Annotated in this window: 17 protein-coding genes; 3 read left to right on the top strand and 14 right to left on the bottom strand. The window is 71.0% G+C overall.

Annotation, left to right across the window (positions count from 1 at the left end):
- Positions 1-36: 36 nt before the first annotated feature.
- From gmk to IFR11_RS02595, 14 genes are all read right to left on the bottom strand, one after another.
- Positions 37-942 (bottom strand): guanylate kinase, encoded by a 906-nt coding sequence (gene gmk, locus IFR11_RS02660; protein WP_055940218.1) that lies wholly within the window; start codon positions 940-942, stop codon positions 37-39.
- Complete coding sequence (pyrF, locus tag IFR11_RS02655) at positions 935-1,795, bottom strand: orotidine-5'-phosphate decarboxylase (protein ID WP_191915119.1); 861 nt, start codon at positions 1,793-1,795, stop codon at positions 935-937. Before pyrF ends, gmk begins: the two co-directional genes overlap by 8 nt.
- Positions 1,792-5,079: a carbamoyl-phosphate synthase large subunit gene (gene carB, locus IFR11_RS02650; RefSeq protein WP_191915118.1), complete on the bottom strand. Its 3,288-nt coding sequence runs from the start codon at positions 5,077-5,079 to the stop codon at positions 1,792-1,794. Before carB ends, pyrF begins: the two co-directional genes overlap by 4 nt.
- On the bottom strand, positions 5,072-6,241 hold the full coding sequence (gene carA, locus IFR11_RS02645; RefSeq protein ID WP_055837389.1) for a glutamine-hydrolyzing carbamoyl-phosphate synthase small subunit: 1,170 nt from the start codon (positions 6,239-6,241) through the stop codon (positions 5,072-5,074). The genes carB and carA overlap by 8 nt, the downstream gene beginning before the upstream one ends.
- On the bottom strand, positions 6,238-6,741 hold the full coding sequence (locus IFR11_RS02640) for a PH-like domain-containing protein (RefSeq protein WP_055837386.1): 504 nt from the start codon (positions 6,739-6,741) through the stop codon (positions 6,238-6,240). Before IFR11_RS02640 ends, carA begins: the two co-directional genes overlap by 4 nt.
- Positions 6,738-8,060, bottom strand: a complete 1,323-nt coding sequence (locus tag IFR11_RS02635; protein ID WP_191915117.1) for a dihydroorotase — start codon at positions 8,058-8,060, stop codon at positions 6,738-6,740. The genes IFR11_RS02640 and IFR11_RS02635 overlap by 4 nt, the downstream gene beginning before the upstream one ends.
- A complete protein-coding gene (locus tag IFR11_RS02630) occupies positions 8,057-9,025 on the bottom strand; it encodes an aspartate carbamoyltransferase catalytic subunit (RefSeq protein WP_191915116.1) in 969 nt (322 codons plus the stop codon). Before IFR11_RS02630 ends, IFR11_RS02635 begins: the two co-directional genes overlap by 4 nt.
- Positions 9,022-9,552, bottom strand: a complete 531-nt coding sequence (gene pyrR, locus IFR11_RS02625) for a bifunctional pyr operon transcriptional regulator/uracil phosphoribosyltransferase PyrR (RefSeq protein ID WP_055837376.1) — start codon at positions 9,550-9,552, stop codon at positions 9,022-9,024. Before pyrR ends, IFR11_RS02630 begins: the two co-directional genes overlap by 4 nt.
- A gap of 143 nt (positions 9,553-9,695) precedes the next feature.
- On the bottom strand, positions 9,696-11,258 hold the full coding sequence (locus tag IFR11_RS02620) for a Rieske 2Fe-2S domain-containing protein (RefSeq protein WP_070408006.1): 1,563 nt from the start codon (positions 11,256-11,258) through the stop codon (positions 9,696-9,698).
- A gap of 120 nt (positions 11,259-11,378) precedes the next feature.
- Positions 11,379-14,327: an SNF2-related protein gene (locus IFR11_RS16515; RefSeq protein WP_191915115.1), complete on the bottom strand. Its 2,949-nt coding sequence runs from the start codon at positions 14,325-14,327 to the stop codon at positions 11,379-11,381.
- Between the two features lie 142 nt (positions 14,328-14,469).
- The gene (nusB, locus tag IFR11_RS02610) at positions 14,470-14,880 is read right to left on the bottom strand and encodes a transcription antitermination factor NusB (protein ID WP_055837367.1); all 411 of its coding nucleotides are present in this window, start codon (positions 14,878-14,880) and stop codon (positions 14,470-14,472) included.
- An 18-nt stretch (positions 14,881-14,898) separates the two neighbouring features.
- Positions 14,899-15,459 (bottom strand): elongation factor P, encoded by a 561-nt coding sequence (gene efp, locus IFR11_RS02605; RefSeq protein WP_055837365.1) that lies wholly within the window; start codon positions 15,457-15,459, stop codon positions 14,899-14,901.
- Positions 15,460-15,570: 111 nt separating this feature from the next.
- A complete protein-coding gene (locus IFR11_RS02600) occupies positions 15,571-16,029 on the bottom strand; it encodes a type II 3-dehydroquinate dehydratase (protein ID WP_191915114.1) in 459 nt (152 codons plus the stop codon).
- Between the two features lie 13 nt (positions 16,030-16,042).
- The gene (locus IFR11_RS02595) at positions 16,043-17,863 is read right to left on the bottom strand and encodes a sugar phosphate isomerase/epimerase and 4-hydroxyphenylpyruvate domain-containing protein (RefSeq protein WP_191915113.1); all 1,821 of its coding nucleotides are present in this window, start codon (positions 17,861-17,863) and stop codon (positions 16,043-16,045) included.
- 50 nt (positions 17,864-17,913) lie between these two features.
- Here IFR11_RS02595 and IFR11_RS02590 point away from each other — a divergent pair, with 50 nt between their 5' ends.
- From IFR11_RS02590 to IFR11_RS02580, 3 genes are all read left to right on the top strand, one after another.
- Entirely contained in the window at positions 17,914-18,546 is a 633-nt protein-coding gene (locus tag IFR11_RS02590; protein WP_055837357.1) for a TetR/AcrR family transcriptional regulator, read from the top strand.
- Positions 18,547-19,147: 601 nt separating this feature from the next.
- Positions 19,148-20,053, top strand: a complete 906-nt coding sequence (locus tag IFR11_RS02585) for a shikimate dehydrogenase (RefSeq protein ID WP_191915112.1) — start codon at positions 19,148-19,150, stop codon at positions 20,051-20,053.
- 13 nt (positions 20,054-20,066) lie between these two features.
- Positions 20,067-21,386 carry an MFS transporter gene (locus tag IFR11_RS02580; RefSeq protein ID WP_055837349.1) on the top strand — a complete coding sequence of 440 codons (1,320 nt, stop codon included), beginning with the start codon at positions 20,067-20,069 and terminating at the stop codon, positions 21,384-21,386.
- Positions 21,387-21,399: the final 13 nt, after the last annotated feature.

The following is a 21,399-nucleotide window of genomic DNA, read 5'->3' as shown; positions in this document are numbered from 1 at the left end:
CCCGGCTGAACCACACCGCGGCGCGTCGGCGACGCGTCAGTGCTGCGCGGCGGCCAGGGCGACGACGTCGGCGGCGGCCGACGCGACGTCCTCGTTCACGACGCGGTAGTCGAACTCGTTCTGGGCCGCGAGCTCCACGCGGGCGGTGCGCAGGCGTCGGGCGCGCTCCTCGGCGTCTTCGGTTCCGCGTCCGACCAGGCGTTGGACGAGTTCGTCCCAGCTGGGCGGGAGCAGGAACACCAGGGTCGCCGAGGGATCGGCCGCCCGCACCTGGCGCGCGCCCTGCAGGTCGATCTCGAGCAGGGCGGTGCCGCCGTCGGCGAGCACCCGCTCGATGGGCTCGCGGGGCGTGCCGTACCGGTTCTTGTTGTGCACGACCGCCCACTCCAGCAGCGCACCGGTGGCGACCAGGCGATCGAACTCGGCGTCGTCGACGAAGTAGTAGTGCTCGCCCTCGACCTCGCCGGGACGGGGCGCGCGCGTCGTCGCCGAGACCGAGAGGTGGATCTCGGGGTAGTGCTCCTTGATGTGCGCCGCCACCGTCCCCTTGCCGACCGCGGTGGGACCGGCCAGCACGATGAGGCGGCTGCGTCCGTCACGCGGCCCGGGCTCGGGCCACCGGCCGTCGAGGAAGGCGCGCAACGCGTCGCGCTGCCGGGTGCCGAGGCCCCCCAGGCGCTTGACCGGCGAGATGCCGAGCGAGGCGAGGATGCGGTCGCGCTTGCTCTCGCCGATCGCGGGGATGGCGGTGAGGAACTCGGTGACGCGCATGGCCCCGGCCGCCGACAGCGGGTCGGCGAGTCCCCGCCGCAGGAGCTCCTGCGGCGAGATCACGCGCGTCGACACGTCGCGCTTGAGCGCGGCGCGCTCGCGACGCGCCTCGACGGCGCGGCGCGAGGCGGCGGCGCGGTCGACCTCGGGCGGGCGACGGGTCTCAGCCATGCAGGGTCTCCCGGTAGAGCGCGGCGCGCTGGTCGATGCGGGCGGCCAGACGATCGGGTCCGACCGCGAGGATGCTCCGGCTCTCGTTGGCCACGACCGCCTTCGCGACGTAGCCGAAGAGGCGGCCCAGGTCGGCGGGCTCGGCACCCTGCGCGCCGAAGCCGGGAGCGAGGATCGGCATGCCCGCGAGCGCCACGTCGCCGAGGCCGAAGGCGGCGCGGTCGACCGTGGCGCCCACCACCACGCCGATCGGGCCCAGGGCTCCGGGCGCTCCGAGGTTGGCCTCGTTGATGTCGTGCGCGACGCGCGCGGCGACGTGCTCGTGGTCGCCGACGGCGAGGGCGTCGTCGACGATCGCGCTCTGCACGGCCCGTGCCTCGGGGTTGCTCGTCGCGGTGAGGACGAAGGCGCCCTTGCGGTGATGCACCGCGAGCGAGAGCGTGGCGCGCAGCGAATCGGCGCCCAGGTACGGCGTCAGGGTCACGGCGTCGGCTTCGAGCGGCGAGCCGGGCTCGAGCCAGGCGTGGGCGTAGCCCTCCATCGTCGTGCCGATGTCGCCGCGCTTGGCGTCGGCGATCACCAGCAGACCCGCCGCGCGGGCTGCGGCCATCACGTCTTCGAGCGCGGCGAAGCCCTTCGAGCCGTACCGCTCGAAGAACGCCACCTGCGGCTTGACCACCCCGACCCGGCCGACGGCGGCCTCGACCACCCGCAGACCGAACTCCCGGGCGCCCTGGGCCGTGGCATCCAGCCCCCACGCCGACAGGAGTGCGGCGTGGGGGTCGATGCCGACGCACAGGGCGCCGTGGGTGTCGAGGGCGGCGCTGAGCCGCTGGCCGAACGTTTCGCTCACAGACGCCCCGCGCGATCGATGGCGTACTCCTGCAGGCTCCGCACCTCGAAGCCGTCCTTCATGGCGCCGAGGGCGCTCACGGCGGCACCCAGGACGGCCATCGTGGTGAACAGTGCCTTGTCGGCGGCCACGGCCGCCGCGCGGATCTCGTAACCGTCGGCGCGGGCCGTGCCGCCGCTGGGCGTGTTGACGATCATGTCGATCTCGCCCGCGTTGATGAGGTCGACGACGTTCTGCTGACCCGACCCCTGCGTCTCGGAGTACTTCTCGACGACCTGCACCTTGATGCCGTTGCGGGCCAGGATCTCGGCCGTGCCCTCGGTGGCCATCAGCTCGAAGCCGAGCTCCTGCAGACGGTGGGCCGGCAGGATGACGGCGCGCTTGTCGGCGTCGGCGACCGAGATGAACACGGTGCCCGAGGTGGGCATGCCGCCGTAGGCGGCCTCCTGCGACTTCGCGAACGCCGTCGGGAAGTCGCGGTCGATGCCCATGACCTCACCGGTCGAGCGCATCTCGGGTCCGAGCACCGAGTCGACGGTGTGACCGTCGGCGGTGCGGAACCGCTTGAACGGCAGCACGGCCTCTTTCACGGCGACGGGTGCGTCGAGCGGCACGCGGGAACCGTCGCCCTCGGGCAGCAGCCCCTCGGCGATGAGCTCGGCGATGGTGTCGCCGACCATGATGCGGCTGGCGGCCTTCGCGAGCGGGATGCCGAGGGCCTTCGACACGAACGGCACGGTGCGGCTGGCGCGGGGGTTGGCCTCGATCACGTAGAGCACGCCGGCCGAGATCGCGAACTGCACGTTGAGCAGACCCCGGACGCCGACGCCCTTCGCGATCGCGAGGGTGGCCACGCGCACGCGGTCGACCTCGGTGGGGCCGAGGCTCACCGGCGGAAGGGTGCACGAGGAGTCACCGGAGTGGATGCCGGCTTCTTCGAGGTGCTCCATGACGCCGCCGATGTACAGGTCGGTGCCGTCGTACAGGGCGTCGACGTCGAGCTCGATCGCGTCGTCGAGGAAGCGGTCGACCAGCAGCGGCAGGCCGGGTCCGATGATCGCCTGGTCGGCGACGCGCACGAAGTAGTCGCGCAGGGCGTCGGTCGAGTAGACGATCTCCATGCCGCGGCCGCCGAGCACGAAGCTCGGGCGCACGAGCACGGGGTAGCCGATCTCCTCGGCGATCGCCACGGCGCCGTCGACGTCGATCGCGGTGCCGCTGCGGGGCGCCACGAGACCCGCCTCATCGAGCAGACGCGAGAACAGCTCGCGCTCCTCGGCGAGGTCGATCGCCTCGGGGCTGGTGCCCAGGATCGTGTAGCCGGCGGCCTCGATGCCCTTCGCCAGGCCCAGCGGCGTCTGGCCGCCCAGCTGGCAGACGACACCGAGGATCGTGCCCGACTGCGCCTCGGCGTGCAGCACCTCGAGCACGTCCTCGAGCGTCAGCGGCTCGAAGTACAGGCGGTCGCTGGTGTCGTAGTCGGTCGAGACGGTCTCGGGGTTGCAGTTGACCATGACGGTCTCGTACCCGGCATCCGACAGCGCGAACGACGCGTGCACGCACGAGTAGTCGAACTCGACGCCCTGGCCGATGCGGTTCGGACCCGAGCCGATGATGACGACCTTCGTGCGGTCCGAGGGCGTGACCTCGGTCTCGACGTCGTAGCTGGAGTAGTGGTACGGCGTGAGCGCCGGGAACTCCCCCGCGCAGGTGTCGACCGTCTTGTAGACCGGGCGCACGTCGAGGGAATACCGGATGCCGCGCACCTCGGCCTCGTCGAGACCGCGGATCTGGGCGATCTGCACGTCGCTGAAGCCGTGGTCCTTCGCGAGACGGAGGGTGTCGGCGTCGAGGGTCTCGGCCTGCGCGATGAAGCCGGCGACCTCGTTGATGAGCACGATCTGGTCGATGAACCACGGGTCGATCGCCGTCGCGTCGAACGCCTGCTGGGCGGTCGCGCCCAGGCGCAGCGCCTGCTGCAGCACGACGATGCGGCCGTCGGTCGGCTTCTTCGACACCTCGAGCAGCTCGTCGACCGAACGCGACTCCTCGCCCCAGTGGAAGCTCGATCCGCGCTTCTCGAGCGAGCGGAGCGCCTTCTGCAGGGCGGTCGTGTAGTTGCGGCCGATCGCCATGGCCTCGCCGACCGACTTCATGGTCGTGGTCAGCGTGGTGTCGGCGGCGGGGAACTTCTCGAAGTTGAACCGCGGCACCTTGACCACGACGTAGTCGAGCGTGGGCTCGAAGCTCGCCGGGGTCACCTTGGTGATGTCGTTGGGGATCTCGTCGAGGCGGTAGCCGATCGCGAGCTTGGCGGCGATCTTGGCGATCGGGAAGCCCGTGGCCTTGGACGCCAGGGCGGAGGAGCGCGAGACGCGCGGGTTCATCTCGATGACGATGATGCGGCCGGTCGCGGGGTCGACCGCGAACTGGATGTTGCAGCCGCCGGTGTCGACGCCCACGGCACGGATGATGTCGATGCCGATGTCGCGGAGCTTCTGGTACTCGCGGTCGGTGAGCGTCAGCGCCGGGGCCACGGTGATCGAGTCCCCCGTGTGCACGCCGACCGGGTCGACGTTCTCGATCGAGCAGACGACCACCGTGTTGTCGGCGGTGTCGCGCATGAGCTCGAGCTCGTACTCCTTCCACCCGAGGATCGACTCCTCGAGCAGCACCTCGCTGGTGGGAGAGTCGTGCAGGCCCGCGCCGCCGATGCGGCGGAGGTCGTTCTCGTCGTAGGCGAAGCCCGAGCCGAGGCCGCCCATGGTGAAGCTGGGTCGGACCACCAGCGGGTACCCCAGCTTCTCGGCGCCGGCGATCAGTTCGTCCATCGAGTGGCAGATGACGGATGCCGCGACATCGGCGCCCGCCTCGAGCACGAGCTCCTTGAAGATCTGGCGGTCCTCGCCCTTGTTGATCGCCTCGAAGTCGGCGCCGATGAGCTCGACGTCGTACTTCTCGAGGATGCCGAGCTTGTGCAGCGCGATCGCCGCGTTCAGCGCCGTCTGTCCACCCAGGGTGGGGAGGATGGCATCCGGCTTCTCTTTGGCGATGATCGTCTCGATCACCTCGGGGGTGATCGGCTCGATGTAGGTCGCGTCGGCGAAGTCGGGGTCGGTCATGATCGTCGCCGGGTTGGAGTTGACGAGGATGACGCGCACCCCCTCTTCGCGGAGCACGCGGCACGCCTGGGTGCCGGAGTAGTCGAACTCGCAGGCCTGACCGATGACGATCGGGCCGGAGCCGATGACGAGGACGGAGTGGATGTCGTCGCGCTTAGGCATTCTTCTTCTCCTGGGTGGCGATAACCATGTCGCGGAAGCGGTCGAACAGGTAGTTGGCGTCGTGCGGGCCGGCGGCGGCCTCGGGGTGGTACTGCACGCTGAACGCGGGGATGTCGAGGGCGCGGAGGCCCTCGACCACGTTGTCGTTGAGACCGATGTGGCTCACCTCGACGCGGCCGAAGCCGGCGGGGCTGTCGACCACGGCGTCCAGCGGAGCGTCGACCGCGAAGCCGTGGTTCTGCGAGGTGATCTCGACGCGCCCGGTGGTCTTGTCGAGCACGGGCTGGTTGATGCCGCGGTGGCCGAAGGGCAGCTTGTAGGTGCCGAAGCCCAGGGCGCGCCCCAGCAGCTGGTTGCCGAAGCAGATGCCGAAGAACGGCAGTCCGTCGCCGAGGACGGCGCGCAGCAGCTCGACGTGCTGGTCGGAGGCCGCGGGGTCGCCGGGGCCGTTGGAGTAGAACGCGGCGACCGGCTCGATGGCGCGGATCTCGTCGATCGTCGCGGACTGCGGGAAGACGTGCACGTCGAAGCCGCGGGCGGCGAGGTTGTCGATCGTCGAGGTCTTCACGCCCAGGTCGAGCACGGCGAGGTTGCCGATGCGCTCCGCGGTGGCGGCGGTCACCTCGACCTCGGTGACGGACACCTCGGCGCTCAGGTTGCGCCCGGCCATGCCGGGAGCCTCGCGGACGCGGCGCAGCTGCTCGTCGGCATCGAGGTTCGCGAGCTCGCCCGAGAAGACGCCGCCGCGCATGCTGCCCGAGGAGCGGATGCGACGGGTGACGGCGCGGGTGTCGATGCCCGAGATGCCGACGATGCCGTCTTCGACGAGCGCGTCGTCGAGCGAGCGGTCGGCGCGCCAGTTCGACACCATGCGCGAGGGGTCGCGCACGACGTAGCCGGCGACCCAGATGCGGCGCGATTCGGGGTCCTCGTCGTTCACCCCGGTGTTGCCGATGTGCGGGGCGGTCTGCAGCACGATCTGGCCCGCGTACGAGGGGTCGGTGATCGTCTCCTGGTAGCCGGTCATGCCGGTGGCGAAGACGACCTCGCCGAGGGTCTCGCCGCGCTGGCCGTACGCGCGGCCGGTGTAGCGGGTGCCGTCTTCGAGGACCAGGACGGCGGGGTCTCGCGAGATGAGTGAGGAAAGGGTCACGGCGGTCATGCGTCGCTTCCTGTCGTGAGGATGAGGGGACGGATGGCGTCGGCGAGGGCTTTCGCCGAGGCATCCTGGGGTCGGAGGTAGGTGTCGACGACGGTGTCGTCGTCGATGCGCCAGCTGATGCGCGTCAGGCCGTCGCGCTCGACCACGCGGTCGATGGCGACGGTGGCCTGAGCGGCATCCACCAGGCGGTCGCGGGTGAGCGCGATGCGGGGCTGGCCGGGCAGGTCGAGGGCGACACCGAGGGTCGTGACCGTGATGTCGACGCGGGAGCGGAAACCGAGACCCTTGATGGCGAGGCGCTCGAGCGGCTCGTCGTGACGGGTCGTGGCGACGTAGAGCCCCGGGAACATCGCCGTTTCGACGGCGTTCTCGGGCAGCTCCCCCACCGGGGCCGTGTAGCGCGCATCGCGCCGCGTTCGTCGCACCCAGGCCCAGGCCAGCAGGGCCAGCAGCACGACGGCGACGCCGGCCATGACCAGCAGGGCGCCTTCGCGGCTCACGCGAGCACCCCGGGGGCGTCGAGCAGGGCGCCGTCGACGACCGTGGGGATGCCACGACGCACGGTCCAGCGCACCTCGCCCGGCAGCTCGCGGCCGAGGTACGGCGAGTTCTTGCTGCGGCCGCGCAGGTCGCCCACCCCGAAGGGACGCGAGGGGCGCGGGTCGTACAGCGTGAACGACGCGGCCTGTCCCGTGGTCAGCGGGGTGCCGTGGCCGTCGAGACGGCCGATGCGCGCGGGGGCGGCCGACATGACCCGGGCGACGTCGGCCCAGTCGAGCAGGCCCGTGTCGACCATGGCCAGCTGCACGACGCGTAGCGCGCTCTCGAGGCCGACCATGCCGTTCGCCGCGACGGCCCACTCGCAGGCCTTCGCCTCGGCGGGGTGCGGGGCGTGGTCGGTGGCGACGATGTCGATCGTGCCGTCGGCCAGGCCCTCGCGCACGGCCAGGACGTCTTCTTCGCGGCGCAGCGGCGGGTTGACCTTGAACCGCGCGTCGTAGTCGCGCACGAGTTCGTCGGTCAGCAGCAGGTGGTGCGGGGTGACCTCGGCGGTCACGTTCACACCGCGCTTCTTGGCCCAGCGGATGATGTCGACCGACCCCGCGGTGCTGAGGTGGCAGACGTGCAGGCGCGAGCCCACATGTTCGGCCAGCAGCACGTCGCGGGCGATGATCGATTCTTCGGCGACGGCCGGCCAGCCGGTCAGGCCCAGTTCGGCCGAGACGGCGCCCTCGTTCATCTGCGCGCCCTCGGTGAGCCGGGGGTCTTGCGCGTGCTGGGCGACGACGCCGTCGAACGCCTTCACATACTCGAGCGCGCGGCGCATGATGAGCGGGTCGAACACGCAGAAGCCGTCGTCGCTGAAGACCCGGACGCGCGCGCGGGAGTCGGCCATCGCGCCGAGCTCGGCGAGCCGCTCCCCCTTCTGGCCGACCGTGACCGCACCGATGGGCTGTACGTGCACGTACCCGGCCGCCTCGCCGAGCGCGAGCTCCTGCTCGACGACTCCGGCGGTGTCGGCGGTGGGTGAGGTGTTGGGCATGGCGAAGACGGTGGTGAATCCGCCGGCCGCGGCGGCTCGCGATCCGGTGAGGACGGTCTCGGATGCCTCGAACCCGGGCTCGCGCAGGTGCACGTGCAGGTCGACCAGGCCGGGGAGGGCGATCAGCCCGTCGGCGTCGACGACGGTGGCACCCGCGTGCGACAGACCCGAGCCGGTCTCGACGATGACCCCGTCACGCACGAGGAGGTCGGTGGCATCCGTTCCCTCGACGCGCGCGCCGCGGACCAGAAGCGTCTGGGAGGGGGCGTGGCTCATCGAAGGTCCTCTTTCTCGGTGTCGGGCCGCTCGCCCGCCAGCAGCAGGTACAGCACGGCCATTCGCACGGAGACGCCGTTCGTGACCTGCTCGAGCACCGTCGAGCGAGGGGAATCGGCGGCTTCGGCGGAGATCTCCAGACCCCGGTTCATGGGGCCGGGGTGCAGAACGATGCTACCGCCCGGCAGGGCCTCCAAACGCCGCGCGTCGAGACCGTAGCGCCGTGAATACTCCCGTTCAGTCGGGAAATACGCGGCGTTCATGCGTTCCAGCTGGATGCGGAGCATCATGAGCGCGTCGGGCTCTTGCGCGATGGCGTGGTCGAGGTCGTAGTCGATCTCGACCGGCCAGCCGCGGACGTCCTGGGGAACGAGCGTGGGGGGTGCGACGAGGGTCACGTGCGCGCCGAGCGTGTGCAGCAGCCAGACGTTCGACCGCGCCACCCGCGAGTGCAGCACGTCGCCGACGATCGTGACCCGGATGCCGGCCAGGTCGCGCCCGCGGCTGTCATCGCCGAACAGACGCTTGCGGATCGTGAACGCGTCGAGCAGCGCCTGGGTGGGGTGCTCGTGCGTGCCGTCGCCGGCGTTCACGACCCCGGCGGTGATCCATCCGCTGGTCGCCAGCGTCCGCGGGGCGCCGGACGCGCCGTGGCGGATCACCACGGCATCCGCCCCCATCGCCTGGAGTGTCTGGGCGGTGTCCTGCAGCGACTCGCCCTTGCTGACGCTGGAGCCCTTCGCCGAGAAGTTGATGACGTCGGCGCTCAGGCGCTTCGCCGCCGCCTCGAACGAGATGCGGGTGCGCGTGGAGTCCTCGAAGAAGAGGTTGACCACGGTCTTGCCCCGCAGGGTGGGGAGCTTCTTGTTCTCGCGGCGCTGGGTGTCGGCCATGTCCTCGGCGACGTCGAGGATCGACAGGGCCGCGGCGCGCGAGAGGTGCTGGGTGTCGAGGAGGTGCCTCATGATCCGATCGTCACCTCTTCGATGCCGTCGATCTCGGCGAGGCGCACGTTGACGCGTTCGTCGCGGGCGCTGGGGAGGTTCTTGCCCACGAAGTCGGGGCGGATCGGCAGCTCCCGGTGGCCCCGGTCGATCAGGGTCGCGAGGCGCACGGCCGCGGGGCGGCCGATGTCCTGCAGCGCGTCGAGCGCGGCGCGGATGCTGCGGCCCGAGAACAACACGTCGTCGATCAGCACGACGACCCGGCCGTCGATGCCGCCGGCGGGGATCTCGGTCTTGCGCGGCGCCCGGGTGGGGTTGCGGTGCAGATCGTCGCGGTACATCGTGACGTCGAGCGAGCCGACCGGGACCGGCGCTCCCCCGAACTCGCTGACGAGCGGCCCGATGCGGTTCGCGAGCGTGACGCCGCGGGTCGGGATGCCGAGGAGGACGAGTCCCTCCGGTCCTTTGTTGGACTCCAGGATCTCGTGCGAGATGCGCGTCAAAGCGCGGGCGATGTCGGCATCGTGCATAACGGTGCGCGTACTCATCCGTCGCTCCCTTCTCCGCCTCACGGGACGGGGTTAAAGGTTGCTGTGGTTCGTGGTCGAGTCTAGCGGGTGGATGCCGTGACGGCAGGTCCGGGACGGTGGCGCCGTGGCGCCCGACGCCGCGCTGCCCCGCCCGCGCGGGCTCAGCCCGCGGCGACCTCGGCCGTCTCGGCGGCGCGCGTCGAGCGGATCGGGTGACCCGTCGTCGTCAGGCAGCGACCCGTCGCCAGGTCCCACTTCCAGTCGTGCAGCGAACAGGTCAGCACGCCGTCCTCGATCTTGCCGGTCTTGGTCAGGTCGGCGCGCAGGTGCGGGCACCGACGCTGCACGGTCCAGCCGTCGATCTCGGCATCCTCTGTCTGATCCGACTGCTCGGCGTACCAGTTCTCGACGTATTCGATGCGGTCGCGCGACAGGCACTTGAGGAACGTGGTGAGGAACTCGTTGAACTTGCCGGAGCGACCGACCTCGAACTGCATCGACAGGAAGATCGAGTTCGACCAGTCGATCTCGTGGTCGCGGATGTTCGTCGACACCAGGTCGGCGGGGATCGTGTACCAGTAGATGCAGTCCTCGCCGGCGTACTCGCGCACCTTTGCCTTGGGGAAGTCCACGACCATGTCGAGCTCGCCGATGCGGAAGCGCACCGCTCCCCCGACGCCGTTGCGGATCGTGCGCGCGCGGCGGAGCAGCGGCTCCCACCATTCCTTGATCGCGGCCAGCATCTCGGCGGGCGGCAGGATCTCGGCGCGCGATGCCACCTCGGCGGCGACCTCGCTCTGGCGCGCGTCGCGCTGTTCGGCGAGGTAGTTCCACTTGTCGCCGAAGACCCGGTCGATCTCGGCGTCGGTGTACAGCGTCTGCGTCACGGTGACGTCGGACCCCCGCACCTCGACCTCGGCGCCGGGGAGGAACAGGTAGCCCTTCTGATCGGGGCGCTGCTGCTTCATGTGCGCGAGGAACTCCCGCTGATCCGTGAAGATCGAGTCGTTCTCGAGGCCGGTGCCGTTGTAGCGGAAGAGCTCTTCGCGCAGGAACATCGGCGGTCCCGCCATGGGGAAGACGTGCTCGGCATCCACCTTCTCGATGTAGTACATCGCGCGCTTGTTCTGCGCGTCGCGCTTGAGCTGCGCGAAGTTCTCTTTCGCATCGAGCGGCAGGTCGTAGACCATGGGCCACCAGATGGCGCCCGACACCTGCGTGAAGTAGGCGTCGGGCTTGCCGAAGTCCATGAGCTTCTCGAGGTCGAGGGGATGCGAGTCGTTCTGGTTGAGGATCGACGCGGTTCCGTCGTCGACCGACAGCGACGAGTCGCCGATGGGGCCGTCGGAGGGGGCGCGCAGCGGCGTGATCATGAGCTTCAGATCGCCGTACTGCAGGGGGACGCCCGCTTCGGTGCGCACCAGGTTCGTGTACCCGAGGGCCACCAGGTCGCGCTCGAGGTCGTCGGTGGGGTACTCGGGCAGCAGCACGCGGATGTCCTTCGACACGTACCGCTCGAGCACCGCCGGGTCGAAGTGATCGCGGTGGCGGTGCGAGATGTAGAGGAAGTCCGCCGCGCCGTACCGCTCCCAGTCGAGCTGGCGGTTGTCGGGGAACGGGAACCACGAGCCGAAGAAGCTCGGACCGATGACGGGGTCGCAGAGGATGCTGCCACCCGCGGTCTCGATGAACATGCCCGCGTGGCCGAGGCCGGTGATTCTCATGTCGCTCCTGTGTCGTTGGCGAACCTGACGAGTCTACGCGGGGGTGGCTGAACGGGTTCGGGGAGCCACGGCGGGTCGCTCGCGAGAACGGATGCCGGGGTGCCCGCGCTGCGCCCCGCGTCAGGGCCCCAGCAGCCCCCGGATGTCGTCGGCGTCGAGCGAGGCCGCGAAGGCGTCGTCGTCGTCGATCACGGCGTCGAACAGCGCCGCCTTGCGGTGCTGCAATGCCCGCACCTTCTCTTCGACCGTGCCCGCGGCGATGAGCCGGTAGACGAACACGCTCCGGGTCTGGCCGATGCGGTGGGCGCGGTCGATGGCCTGCGACTCCGCGGCGGGGTTCCACCAGGGGTCGAGCACGAACACGTACTCGGCCTCGGTGAGGGTGAGCCCGAAACCCCCGGCCTTGAGGCTGATGAGGAACACCGGGGCGTCTCCCCCGCGGAAGCCCTCGATCACCTCGCCGCGGCGAGCCGTGCTGCCGTCGAGATGGGCGTAGGCCAGACCCGCGGCATCCAATCGCGCGGCGGCCAGGTCGAGGAACGAGGTGAACTGGCTGAACACCAGCGCGCGGTGCCCCTCGGCGGCGACCTCGGCGAGGCGCTCCAGCAGCACGTCGAGCTTGGCCGAGCCCAGGTGCGCGTCGTGCTCGTCGACGAGGCCCGGGGCCAGCGCCAGCATGCGCAGCAGCGTCAGCGAGCGGAAGACGATGAAGCGCTGCCGGTCGAGGTCGTCGAGCAGCCCGAGCACCTTCTGCCGCTCGCGCTGCAGCACCCGGTCGTAGAGCTCCTGGTGCGCGGGCCCCAGGGCGACCGCGATCTCCTGCTCCTGCTTGGGCGGGAGATCGGAGGCCACGACGTCTTTCGTGCGGCGCAGGAGGAAGGGCCGCACGCGGCGGCGCAGGCGATCCAGCGTCTTCTCGCGGTGCGCGCCGGCCGCGGCGGCCGACAGCGCGGTGGGCGCGTCGGCGGGCAGTTGCTCGATCGCGCGCGTGTAGTCCTCGCGGAACTGCCGGATCGACGGGAACAGCCCGGGCGCGGTCAGCGCGAGCAGGGCCCACAGATCGTCGAGGCCGTTCTCGATGGGGGTGCCGGTCGCCGCGAACACCGCGTCGGTGCGCAGCGCCGCGATCGCGCGGTGGATGCGGGTCGCCGGATTCTTCACGAACTGCGCCTCGTCGAGCACGACCCCCGCCCAGTGCGGACCGGCGAACTCCTCGGCATCGGCGCGCACCACCCCGTACGGGGCGACCACGATGTCGACGTCGGCGGCGACCTCGGCGATGGTGAGCTCGCGACGGACGGCGGTGGCTTCGACGACGGCGACCCGCAGGCCGGGAGCGAACCGCGCGGCCTCGTCGCGCCACGTCGGCAGCACCGAGGTCGGGGCGACCACCAGCCACGGCCGCTCGTCGCCGAGGTTTTTCGCGTGGGCGATGAGGGCGAGCAGCTGCAGGGTCTTGCCGAGCCCCATGTCGTCGGCCAGGATTCCCCCCAGTCGATGCCGGTGCAGCAGGGCCAGCCACGACAGGCCCTCGCGCTGGTACGGGCGCAGCTCGGCGCGGAATCCGGGGGGCGTCGGCACCTGCGGCACGTCGGCGACGTCGCGCAGGGCGCGGGCGAGCCGGCGCCACTCGACCGCCGCCTCGGATTGGTCGGCGAGGTCTTCGAACTCCGCCCACAGCGACAGATGGGTGCGCGGCAGGCGCGGCCCGGCCTCCCACTCGTCGAGGGCCGCCGCCTCGTCGAGCAGATCGCGGAGCCGCTGCAGAGCGGGGTGCGCGAGCGAGAACCACGCGCCGTCGGAGAGCTTGATGCGCGTGCGCCCGCGGGAGAGAGCCGAGAACAGGGTGGCGAACGGGATCGTCCGACCCTCGATCGTCACCACGATCCCCAGGTCGAACCAGTCGCGGTCGATGGACTCCACCGCCGTGACGCGCAGCGAGGGGTCGCCCCGGAGCTCGCGGAACGACGGTGCCGTGCCGGTCGCGCGCACCCGCACCTCGTCGAGCAGGTCGACGGCGGGGAGCACGCGCGAGACGAACACCGCCGCGTCGGCGTCGCGCAGCGTGGCGCGCGCCGACACCGGCAGGTCGGATGCCGCCCGCCACGCCGTCTCGAATCGTTCGCCGATCTGCGCTTCGGCGCGGGGGTCGCGCTCGGGGTCGTCGGCCGTGGCGTCGTAGGCGACGCGGTGCGTGCCGGGGTACGCCCAGGTGAGGACGAAGGCCACGTCGTCGTCGGCGTACGTCACGGCGACCTCGAGGGTCGGCCGCGGGGGCGGTGGGGCCGGAACCCCCGCCCCCACCGACAGCGGAGCGCGCCGGGCGAGGCGGGGGTACATCTCGGCCAGGAACTCCGCCGCATCGGCCGACGAGACCTCGACGACCCCGCCGCCGAGAAGGGCCGGCAGGGGCGCCGGCAGCTCGACGGCGGCGAGCACGATCGGCACCGGGTCGCGGTCGAGTTCGTAGGCGAACAGGCCCGCTGCGCCGAGAGCGCGCGCGTGGGCGGCGTCGACGCGCCGCTCGTCGATCTCGAGGTCGGCCGAGACGCGCAGCGCTCCCCCGCCCACCGCGTCGAGCGCCACGCGCGCGGTGGCGGTGCGCGCGAGGCGGACGCTCTGCTGCGCATGCATCGGCACGATCGGGATGCCGAGCACCTCGGCGCTGCGCAGGAGCGGCCACAGCAGGGGCGAGTCGGCGGCGTCGAGGGCGACCGTGTCGCCCGACGGCGCGAAGGGGCCGGTGGTGCGCAGCGCCTGCGCCAGCGCGTAGAGTTCGGCGAACCAGCGCACGTGCGCCGGGTCGAAGCGTCCCGACGATCGGCGCACGGCATCCCAGGTGGCATCGGCGCGGATCCAGGCGTCGCGGGCTCCGCGCACGAGCGGACGTGCGACCAACTGCAGGTCGTCTTGGCGCTGGGCGAGCGAGCGCGGGGTCACCGGCACGACCGCGCGGGCCTCCCACCGCGCCGGGTCGTACGCCTCGCGCTGGCGCAGCTCGATGCCGAGGGCGAGCGGCTCGAACGCGGTCGTCTCGCCCGCGGGGACGAGGTCGCGCCACGAGGTCACGGGAGCATCCTGCCGGGAGCCTCCGACATCGGCGCGGGTGCGGGCGCCGGACGCGCGGACACCCGGGTCTCGGCATCCGGGAAACGACGCGACGCGACCGCCGACACCGGGTCGGGGCCGCGTCGGAACACGTCGAGAGGGGTCAGGACGAACGCGCGATGCGCGCCAGCACGCCGTGCACGAACGAGCCGGAGTCGTCGGTCGAGAACTCCTTGGCCAGCTCCACGGCCTCGTCGATGGCGACGGCCACGGGAACCTCGTCGTTGTAGAGGATCTCCCACGCGGCCATCCGCAGCAGGGCACGGTCGACGGCCGGCATGCGCTGGAGCGACCAGTCCTTCGAGAACGTGGTGATCTGCTCGTCGATGGCGTCGCGGTTGTCGATCACGCCGTCGACGATGTCGCGGGCGTACAGCCACGAGGCTTCACGCGCGGGCTCGGATGCCGCGCGCTTGGCCTCGGCGGCCAGCATGATCGCGAGCTCTTCGCCGCGCACGTCGGCCTGGAAAAGGATGTCGAGGGCGCGCTTGCGCGCCTTAGTCCTCGCGCTCATTTTGTCAGGACCACGGGGTCAGCTGATGCGACCGAGGTAGTCACCCGTGCGGGTGTCGACCTTGATCTTCGTGCCGGTCTCGAGGAACAGCGGAACCTGCATCTCGTAGCCGGTCTCGACGGTGGCGGGCTTGGTGCCGGCCGACGAGCGGTCGCCCTGCAGGCCCGGCTCGGTGTAGGTGACCTCGAGGATGACCGACGGCGGCATCTCGACGTAGAGCGGGTTGCCGTTGTTCAGCGCGATCTGCACCTGCTGGTTCTCGAGCAGGAAGTTGGCCGCGTCGCCGACGGTGGCGGCTCCCACGGTGATCTGGTCGTAGTCGAGCACGTCCATGAAGACGAAGCCGTCACCGTCGTTGTAGAGGTAGGTGAAGTCGCGGCGGTCGACGTTCTCGGTCTCGATCTTCGCGCCGGCGTTGAACGTCTTGTCGACGACCTTGCCGCTCATGACGTTCTTGAGCTTGGTGCGGACGAACGCGCCGCCCTTGCCGGGCTTGACGTGCTGGAACTCCACGACGCTCCAGAGCTGACCGTCGATGTTCAGGACGACGCCGTTCTTGATGTCTGCGGTGGATGCCATGAGGTCGCTGTTCCGTTTCGTGTGAGGAGGGTCCGCGCTGTGGCGCGCACCCGGCGACCGAGTCTACGCGATGCCCCGACGCCGGTGCGATCCGCGCCCGGGCGCGGCGCGTCAGCCCTCGGCGAGCCCGGCGATGACGGGGATCAGCAGGTCGACCGCGCGCGCATAGCCGGGCACTCCCTCGCCGATGACGTGCACGACGGCGACGTCTTCGATGTACGAGAAGTGCCGGAAGGCCTCGCGCTCCTTGATGTTCGAGATGTGCACCTCGGCGACGGGGAGGGCGACGGATGCCAGGGCGTCGCGCAGGGCGATGGAGGTGTGCGTGAGTCCTCCGGCGTTGATCACGATCCCGGCGCAGTCGAGACGTGCGTCGTGGATCGCGTCGATCAGCACGCCCTCGTGATTGCTCTGCACGGCGCGCACCTCGAGCCCGTGACGCGCGGCGGCCTCGTCGACGACGCGTTCGACGTCGGCGAGCGTGTCGCGACCGTAGATCTCGGGCTGCCGCGTGCCGAGCAGATTGAGGTTGGGGCCGTTGACGAGCAGCAGGCGGCGGGGCGTGGTCATGTCGGGCACGCTATCAGCGCCGCCCCTGCGCGGTGAGGCGCACCGGGGCGGTCCCGGCGCCGTAGCCGGCGTAGGCGTCGACGCGCTCCACGAACTCGAAGAAGACCTCGCCGATCGTGCGCGTGTAGAAGTGCAGGTACTCGCCCGCGTCGTCGCGGTCGTAGCCGAGGTGCAGGTCGCGCAGCTCGTCGACGGCGGGCTCCGACAGATCGAAGCGGGCGGCGATGTCGTCGTAGTAGTTGGCCGGCATCTCGAGCGGCGCGAAGCCGCGTTCGCGCGCCGCGCGGGCGACGTGGCGCACGTCGTCGCAGACGAAGGCGACGTGCTGCGGGAGTGCGGCTCCCGCGCGTTGCGAGGCGAGGATGGGCGGGGCGACGTTCAGGGGAAGGCGCACGGCGCTCCCCGGCGCGACCAGCACGCGGCTGGCCACGAGTCCACGGGGCCCCGGCACGTCGGTGCTGCTGTCGACGCGCAGCGCGAAACCCGCGGTGTAGAACAGCGTCGCCTCCTCGATCGCGTCCCAGGGCTGGCTGAGGCTGACGTGATCGACACCCGTGATGGCCGTGTCTCGCGCGGCCTCGCCGTGCTCGAACTCGCCCACCCACGCCGGGTCGCCCTCGTCGGCCGCTTGAGCCCAGTACACCTCGGTGCCGTCGGGGGCGATCGCGCCGTCGAGGCGCTCCTCGGTGGCGTAGGTGCGGCGGTAGGCCCGCGGTACCCGCAGCTCGTCCATGCGCAGGTCGACCGCCTCGGCGTCGTCGACCTCGAGCCCGACGGCCGCGAGCCGGGGCTCCCAGCCTCGGGCGTGCTGCTCGTTGAGCACCACCCGCGCGTCGCCGGCGGTCCACAGGGTCACGGGCTTCGTGCGGTGGCGTCCACGCGAGGTGAAGCCGAGCTGGCCGAGCAGCCCCTCGATCACGGAGGTGTCCTCGGCCTTGACCTCGACGAAGTCGACGCCCGAGGGGGCCGCCGAGTCGGGCAGCATCGACAGATCGCCGCGGTGGGTCGTGGCATCCGGGATCTCGCGGGCCACGGCGTCTTCGAGCCAGCGCAGCGACCGGCGGGCGTGCAGCGCCGTGCGGCGCGGGTCGGTCTGGCGGAACGTGTCGTTGAACACCTCGAGTGACCAGGGTCCGGTGTAGCCGGCCTCGACGATGCGCGCGGTGAAGTCGGCGAGGTCGAACTCGCCCTCGCCGGGGAACAGGCGGTGGTGGCGGCTCCACGAGAGCACGTCCATGCTCAGGCGCGGGGCGTCGGCGAGCTGGACGAAGAAGATCTTGTCGCCGGGGATCGCGGCGATCCCGGCGGGGTCGTGCCCGCGCGAGAGGATGTGGAATGAGTCGAGGCAGACACCCACCGCGGGGTGGTCGGCCTGCTCCACGATGCGCCACGCGCGCCGGTAGTCGTCGACGTACCGACCCCAGGCGAGGGCTTCGAAGGCGATCCGGATGCCGTATCCCGCGGCCAGGTCGCCGAGGCGTCGCAGCTGGTCGGCGGAGACGGCGTCGTCGTCGATCGTGGCGGTGCCGACGTTGCTGCAGCAGAGCACGAGGTCCATGCCGAGGCGCCGCATGAGCTGGAACTTGGCCTCGGCGCGGCGGAGCACCGCGGCGAAGGCGGCCTCGTCGACGCCCTCCACGTCGCGCATCGGCTGGTAGAGGTCGAGGCTGAGCCCGAGGCGCCCGGCCAGTGCCGCGATCTCCTCGGGGCTCTCAGGGGCGGCGAGCAGGTCGGGCTCGAAGATCTCCACCCCGTCGAAACCGGCGTCGGCGCAGGCGTGCAGTTTGTCGGCGAGGGTTCCGCTGATGCAGACGGTCGCGATGGAGGTCCTCATGGCGGCCGAATGTACCATCTGGTACAAAGCGGGTCCACTAGTCTGACCGAATGGCCGAGGCACGTCGAGACGCCGAGCGCACCCGCGCCGAACTCCTCGCGGTGGCCACCGAGGTCTTCGCCGAAGACGGCTTCTCGGGAGCGCGGGTCGACGAGATCGCCGCCCGCACGCGCACCACGAAGCGCATGATCTACTACTACTTCGGCGGCAAAGAGGGCCTGTACCGGGCCGTGCTCGAAGAGGCGTACCGCGGCATCCGCGAGGCGGAGCGGGCGATCGACGTCGATCACGCCGACCCCGTGGATGCCATCCGCTCGCTCGCCGAGCTGACCTTCGACCACCACGTCGGGCACGACGCCTTCATCCGTCTCGTCGCGATCGAGAACATCCACCGCGGCGAGTTCATCCGCCAGATCGAGGGGCTCCGCACCCTGTCGCAGCCGGCGAAGGGCCTGCTCGACGAGATCCTCGAGCGCGGGCGCACCGCGGGGGTCTTCCGCTCCGACGTCGACGCGATCGACGTGCACCTCGTCATCAGCTCGTACTGCGTGTTCCAGGTCGCCAACCGCTACACGTTCGGCCACCTCTTCGACGTCGATCTCACCTCGCCCGACCGGCGCTCGCACCTGCGCGCGGTCATCGGCGACGTGGTCGTCGGTTGGCTGACGGCCCCCGCCCGCTGACCGCGCCCCCGCTCGGCTCCCGCGCGCTGACCGCGCTCGGCCCCCTCCGCGGCCCAGACCCTCGTTGAGTGTCCACGGCATGCCGTGTCGGTCCGGCGGCGTGCGGCGTGTCTTGGGCACTCGACCATCCGGACGGGCCCCGCGCGCCGAGTGGGCCCCGTGCGCTGAGCGTGCGCCGGGCGGGCCCTGCGCCCCTCCCCTCGGCCCCCTCCCCGGCCCAGACCCCCGTTGAGTGTCCACGACATGCCGTGTCGACCCTGGGGCGTGCGGCGTGTGTTGGACACTCGACTATCCGGGCGGGCCGCGCGCGCTGACCGCGCGCCGGGTGGGTCCCGCGCGCTGAGCGTGCGCCGGGCGGGCCCCGCGCCCCTCCCCTCGGCCCCCTCCCCGGCCCAGACCCCCGTTGAGTGTCCACGACATGCCGTGTCGGTCCGGCGGCGTGCGGCGTGTCTTGGACACTCGACCATCCGGGCGCGCCCGGGCGTCCGGGTCCCGGCAGCGGCGCCATACCGAAGTCGTCGTTGACACGATGCGCTTCCGCATGGTTTCCTCTGAACGTACCGGTTAGTACATAACCGGCTCGCGGAAACGAAGGAGTACCGTGATCGACGCGCACCCGTATCTCGTCGGCCTCATCGGCACGGGGGTCCTCCCCTCGTTGACGCCGCCGATGCACATGGCCGAGGCGCGCGCTCTCGGACTCACTTACGTCTACCGTCCGCTCGACCTCACCGCCCTCGGCATCGATCCCGAGCGCATCGGCGATGTGCTGGCGTGGGCCGAACGGCTCGGCTATGACGCCGTCAACGTCACCCACCCGTGCAAGCAGAGCGTGCTCGCGCACCTCGATCGCATCGACTCCGTCGCCGCCGCCCTCGGCGCGGTCAACACCGTGCTGTTCACCCCCACCGGACGCGTCGGGTACAACACCGATACGACGGGCTTCGCCGCCGCCTTCACCGACGGACTCCCGGATGCCGCGACCGACCACGTCGTCCAGCTCGGCGCGGGAGGTGCGGGGTCGGCCGTCGCCGACGCGCTGCTGCGCCTGGGTACCGCGCGGTTGAGCATCGTCGACCTCGACCCCGTGCGCGCCGCGGCCCTCGCCGACGACCTGGCGTCACGGCATCCGCTCGCCGTCGTCGACACCGCCGCCCCCGACCGGCTCGCCGACGTGCTCACCGGCGCCGACGGCCTCGTGCACTGCACCCCCGTCGGAATGGCCGAGCACCCGGGGCTCCCCCTCGACGCCGCGCTCCTCCGCCCCGAGCTGTGGGTCGCCGACATCGTCTACCGCCCGCTCGACACCGAACTCCTCGTCACCGCGCGCGAGCGCGGCTGCCGCACACTCAGCGGCGGACGTATGGCGGTCCACCAGGCCGTCGACGCGTTCGCCCTCATCACGGGGACGCGACCCGACCCCGACCGCATGACCGCCCACTTCCTCGACCTCGTCACCACCGACAGCATCCCCGACACGACCGCCGACCCGGCCGTCGCCCGATAAGGAGCACACTCGCATGACCACCCCCGCAACGACGCGGAAGACTCCCGTGAAGGCGGCCACCGCCAGCTTCATGGGCAGCGCCGTCGAGTACTACGACTTCTTCCTGTTCGGCTCCGCCGCCGCCCTGATCTTCCCGACGGTCTTCTTCCCGTCGGGCGATCAGGCGGCGCTCGTGATGTCGTTCGCGACCTTCGGGTTCGCCTACATCGCGCGCCCCTTCGGCGCCGTCATCCTCGGCCACTTCGGCGACCGCATCGGGCGCCAGAAGGTGCTGATGTTCACCCTGCTGCTGATGGGCCTGTCGACCTTCATCATCGGCTGCCTCCCGGGCTTCGCCCAGATCGGGTGGTTCGCTCCCGCGCTGCTGGTGCTGTGCCGTCTCGCCCAGGGGCTGTCGGCCGCCGGCGAGCAGGCGGGGGCCTCGTCGCTCACGCTGGAGCACGCCCCCGACTCGCGCCGGTCGTTCTTCACGTCGTGGACGCTCACCGGCACCCAGGGCGGGCAGATCCTCGCCGCCCTCATCTTCATCCCGGTGGTCGCCCTGCCCGACGACATCAAGTTCTCGTGGGGCTGGCGCATCCCGTTCTGGCTGAGCGCGGTGGTCGTGGTCGTGGCGTTCTTCATCCGCCGGAGCCTGCACGAGACTCCCGAGTTCGAGCAGGCCAAGGCCGACGGGAAGATCGCGCGGATGCCGCTGGTGCCCCTGCTGAAGAACCACTGGCGCGACGTGCTCCGCGTGATCTTCTGCGCCTTCATCGCCGCGGTGTCCACCGTGTTCGGCACGCTCGCGATCGCCTACGGCAAAGAGGTCGGTCTCGCCGCCAGCGTGACGCTGTGGCTCGTCGTCGTCGCCAACGTCGTCGCGCTGTTCACTCAGCCGCTGTTCGGCAAGCTCGCCGACCGCATCGGCCGCAAGCCCGTCTTCATCTACGGCGCGCTGTCGTCGGCGGCGTTCATGCCGTTCTACATGCTGTCGATGGGCGCCGGGAACGACCTGCTCACCTTCGGCCTGGCCATCTTGACGTTCTCGTGCGGGTATGCCGCGGCCAACGCCGTGTGGCCGTCGTTCTACGGCGAGATGTTCAGCACCCGGGTGCGTTTCTCGGGCATGGCGATCGGTACGCAGCTCGGCTTCCTGATGGCCGGCTTCGCGCCGAGCATCGTCGCCGCCCTCGGTGGTGGCGGTGCGGGCGGCTGGGTCGTCATCAGCATCTTCACCGCGGTCATCGCGATCATCGCCTCGGTCAGCGCCCTGACCGCTCGAGAGACGAAGGACGTCCCCACCGACCAGCTGGGTCTGTCGTCGCGCGAGCGCGCGACCGTCTCGGTCTGACGCCCGACCTNAG

This window comes from Microbacterium sp. CFBP 8801 (assembly GCF_014839455.1).
Lineage (GTDB): Bacteria > Actinomycetota > Actinomycetes > Actinomycetales > Microbacteriaceae > Microbacterium.
Note: the sequence above shows the minus strand (reverse complement) of the source record. Positions and strands in the feature narration are given on the sequence as shown.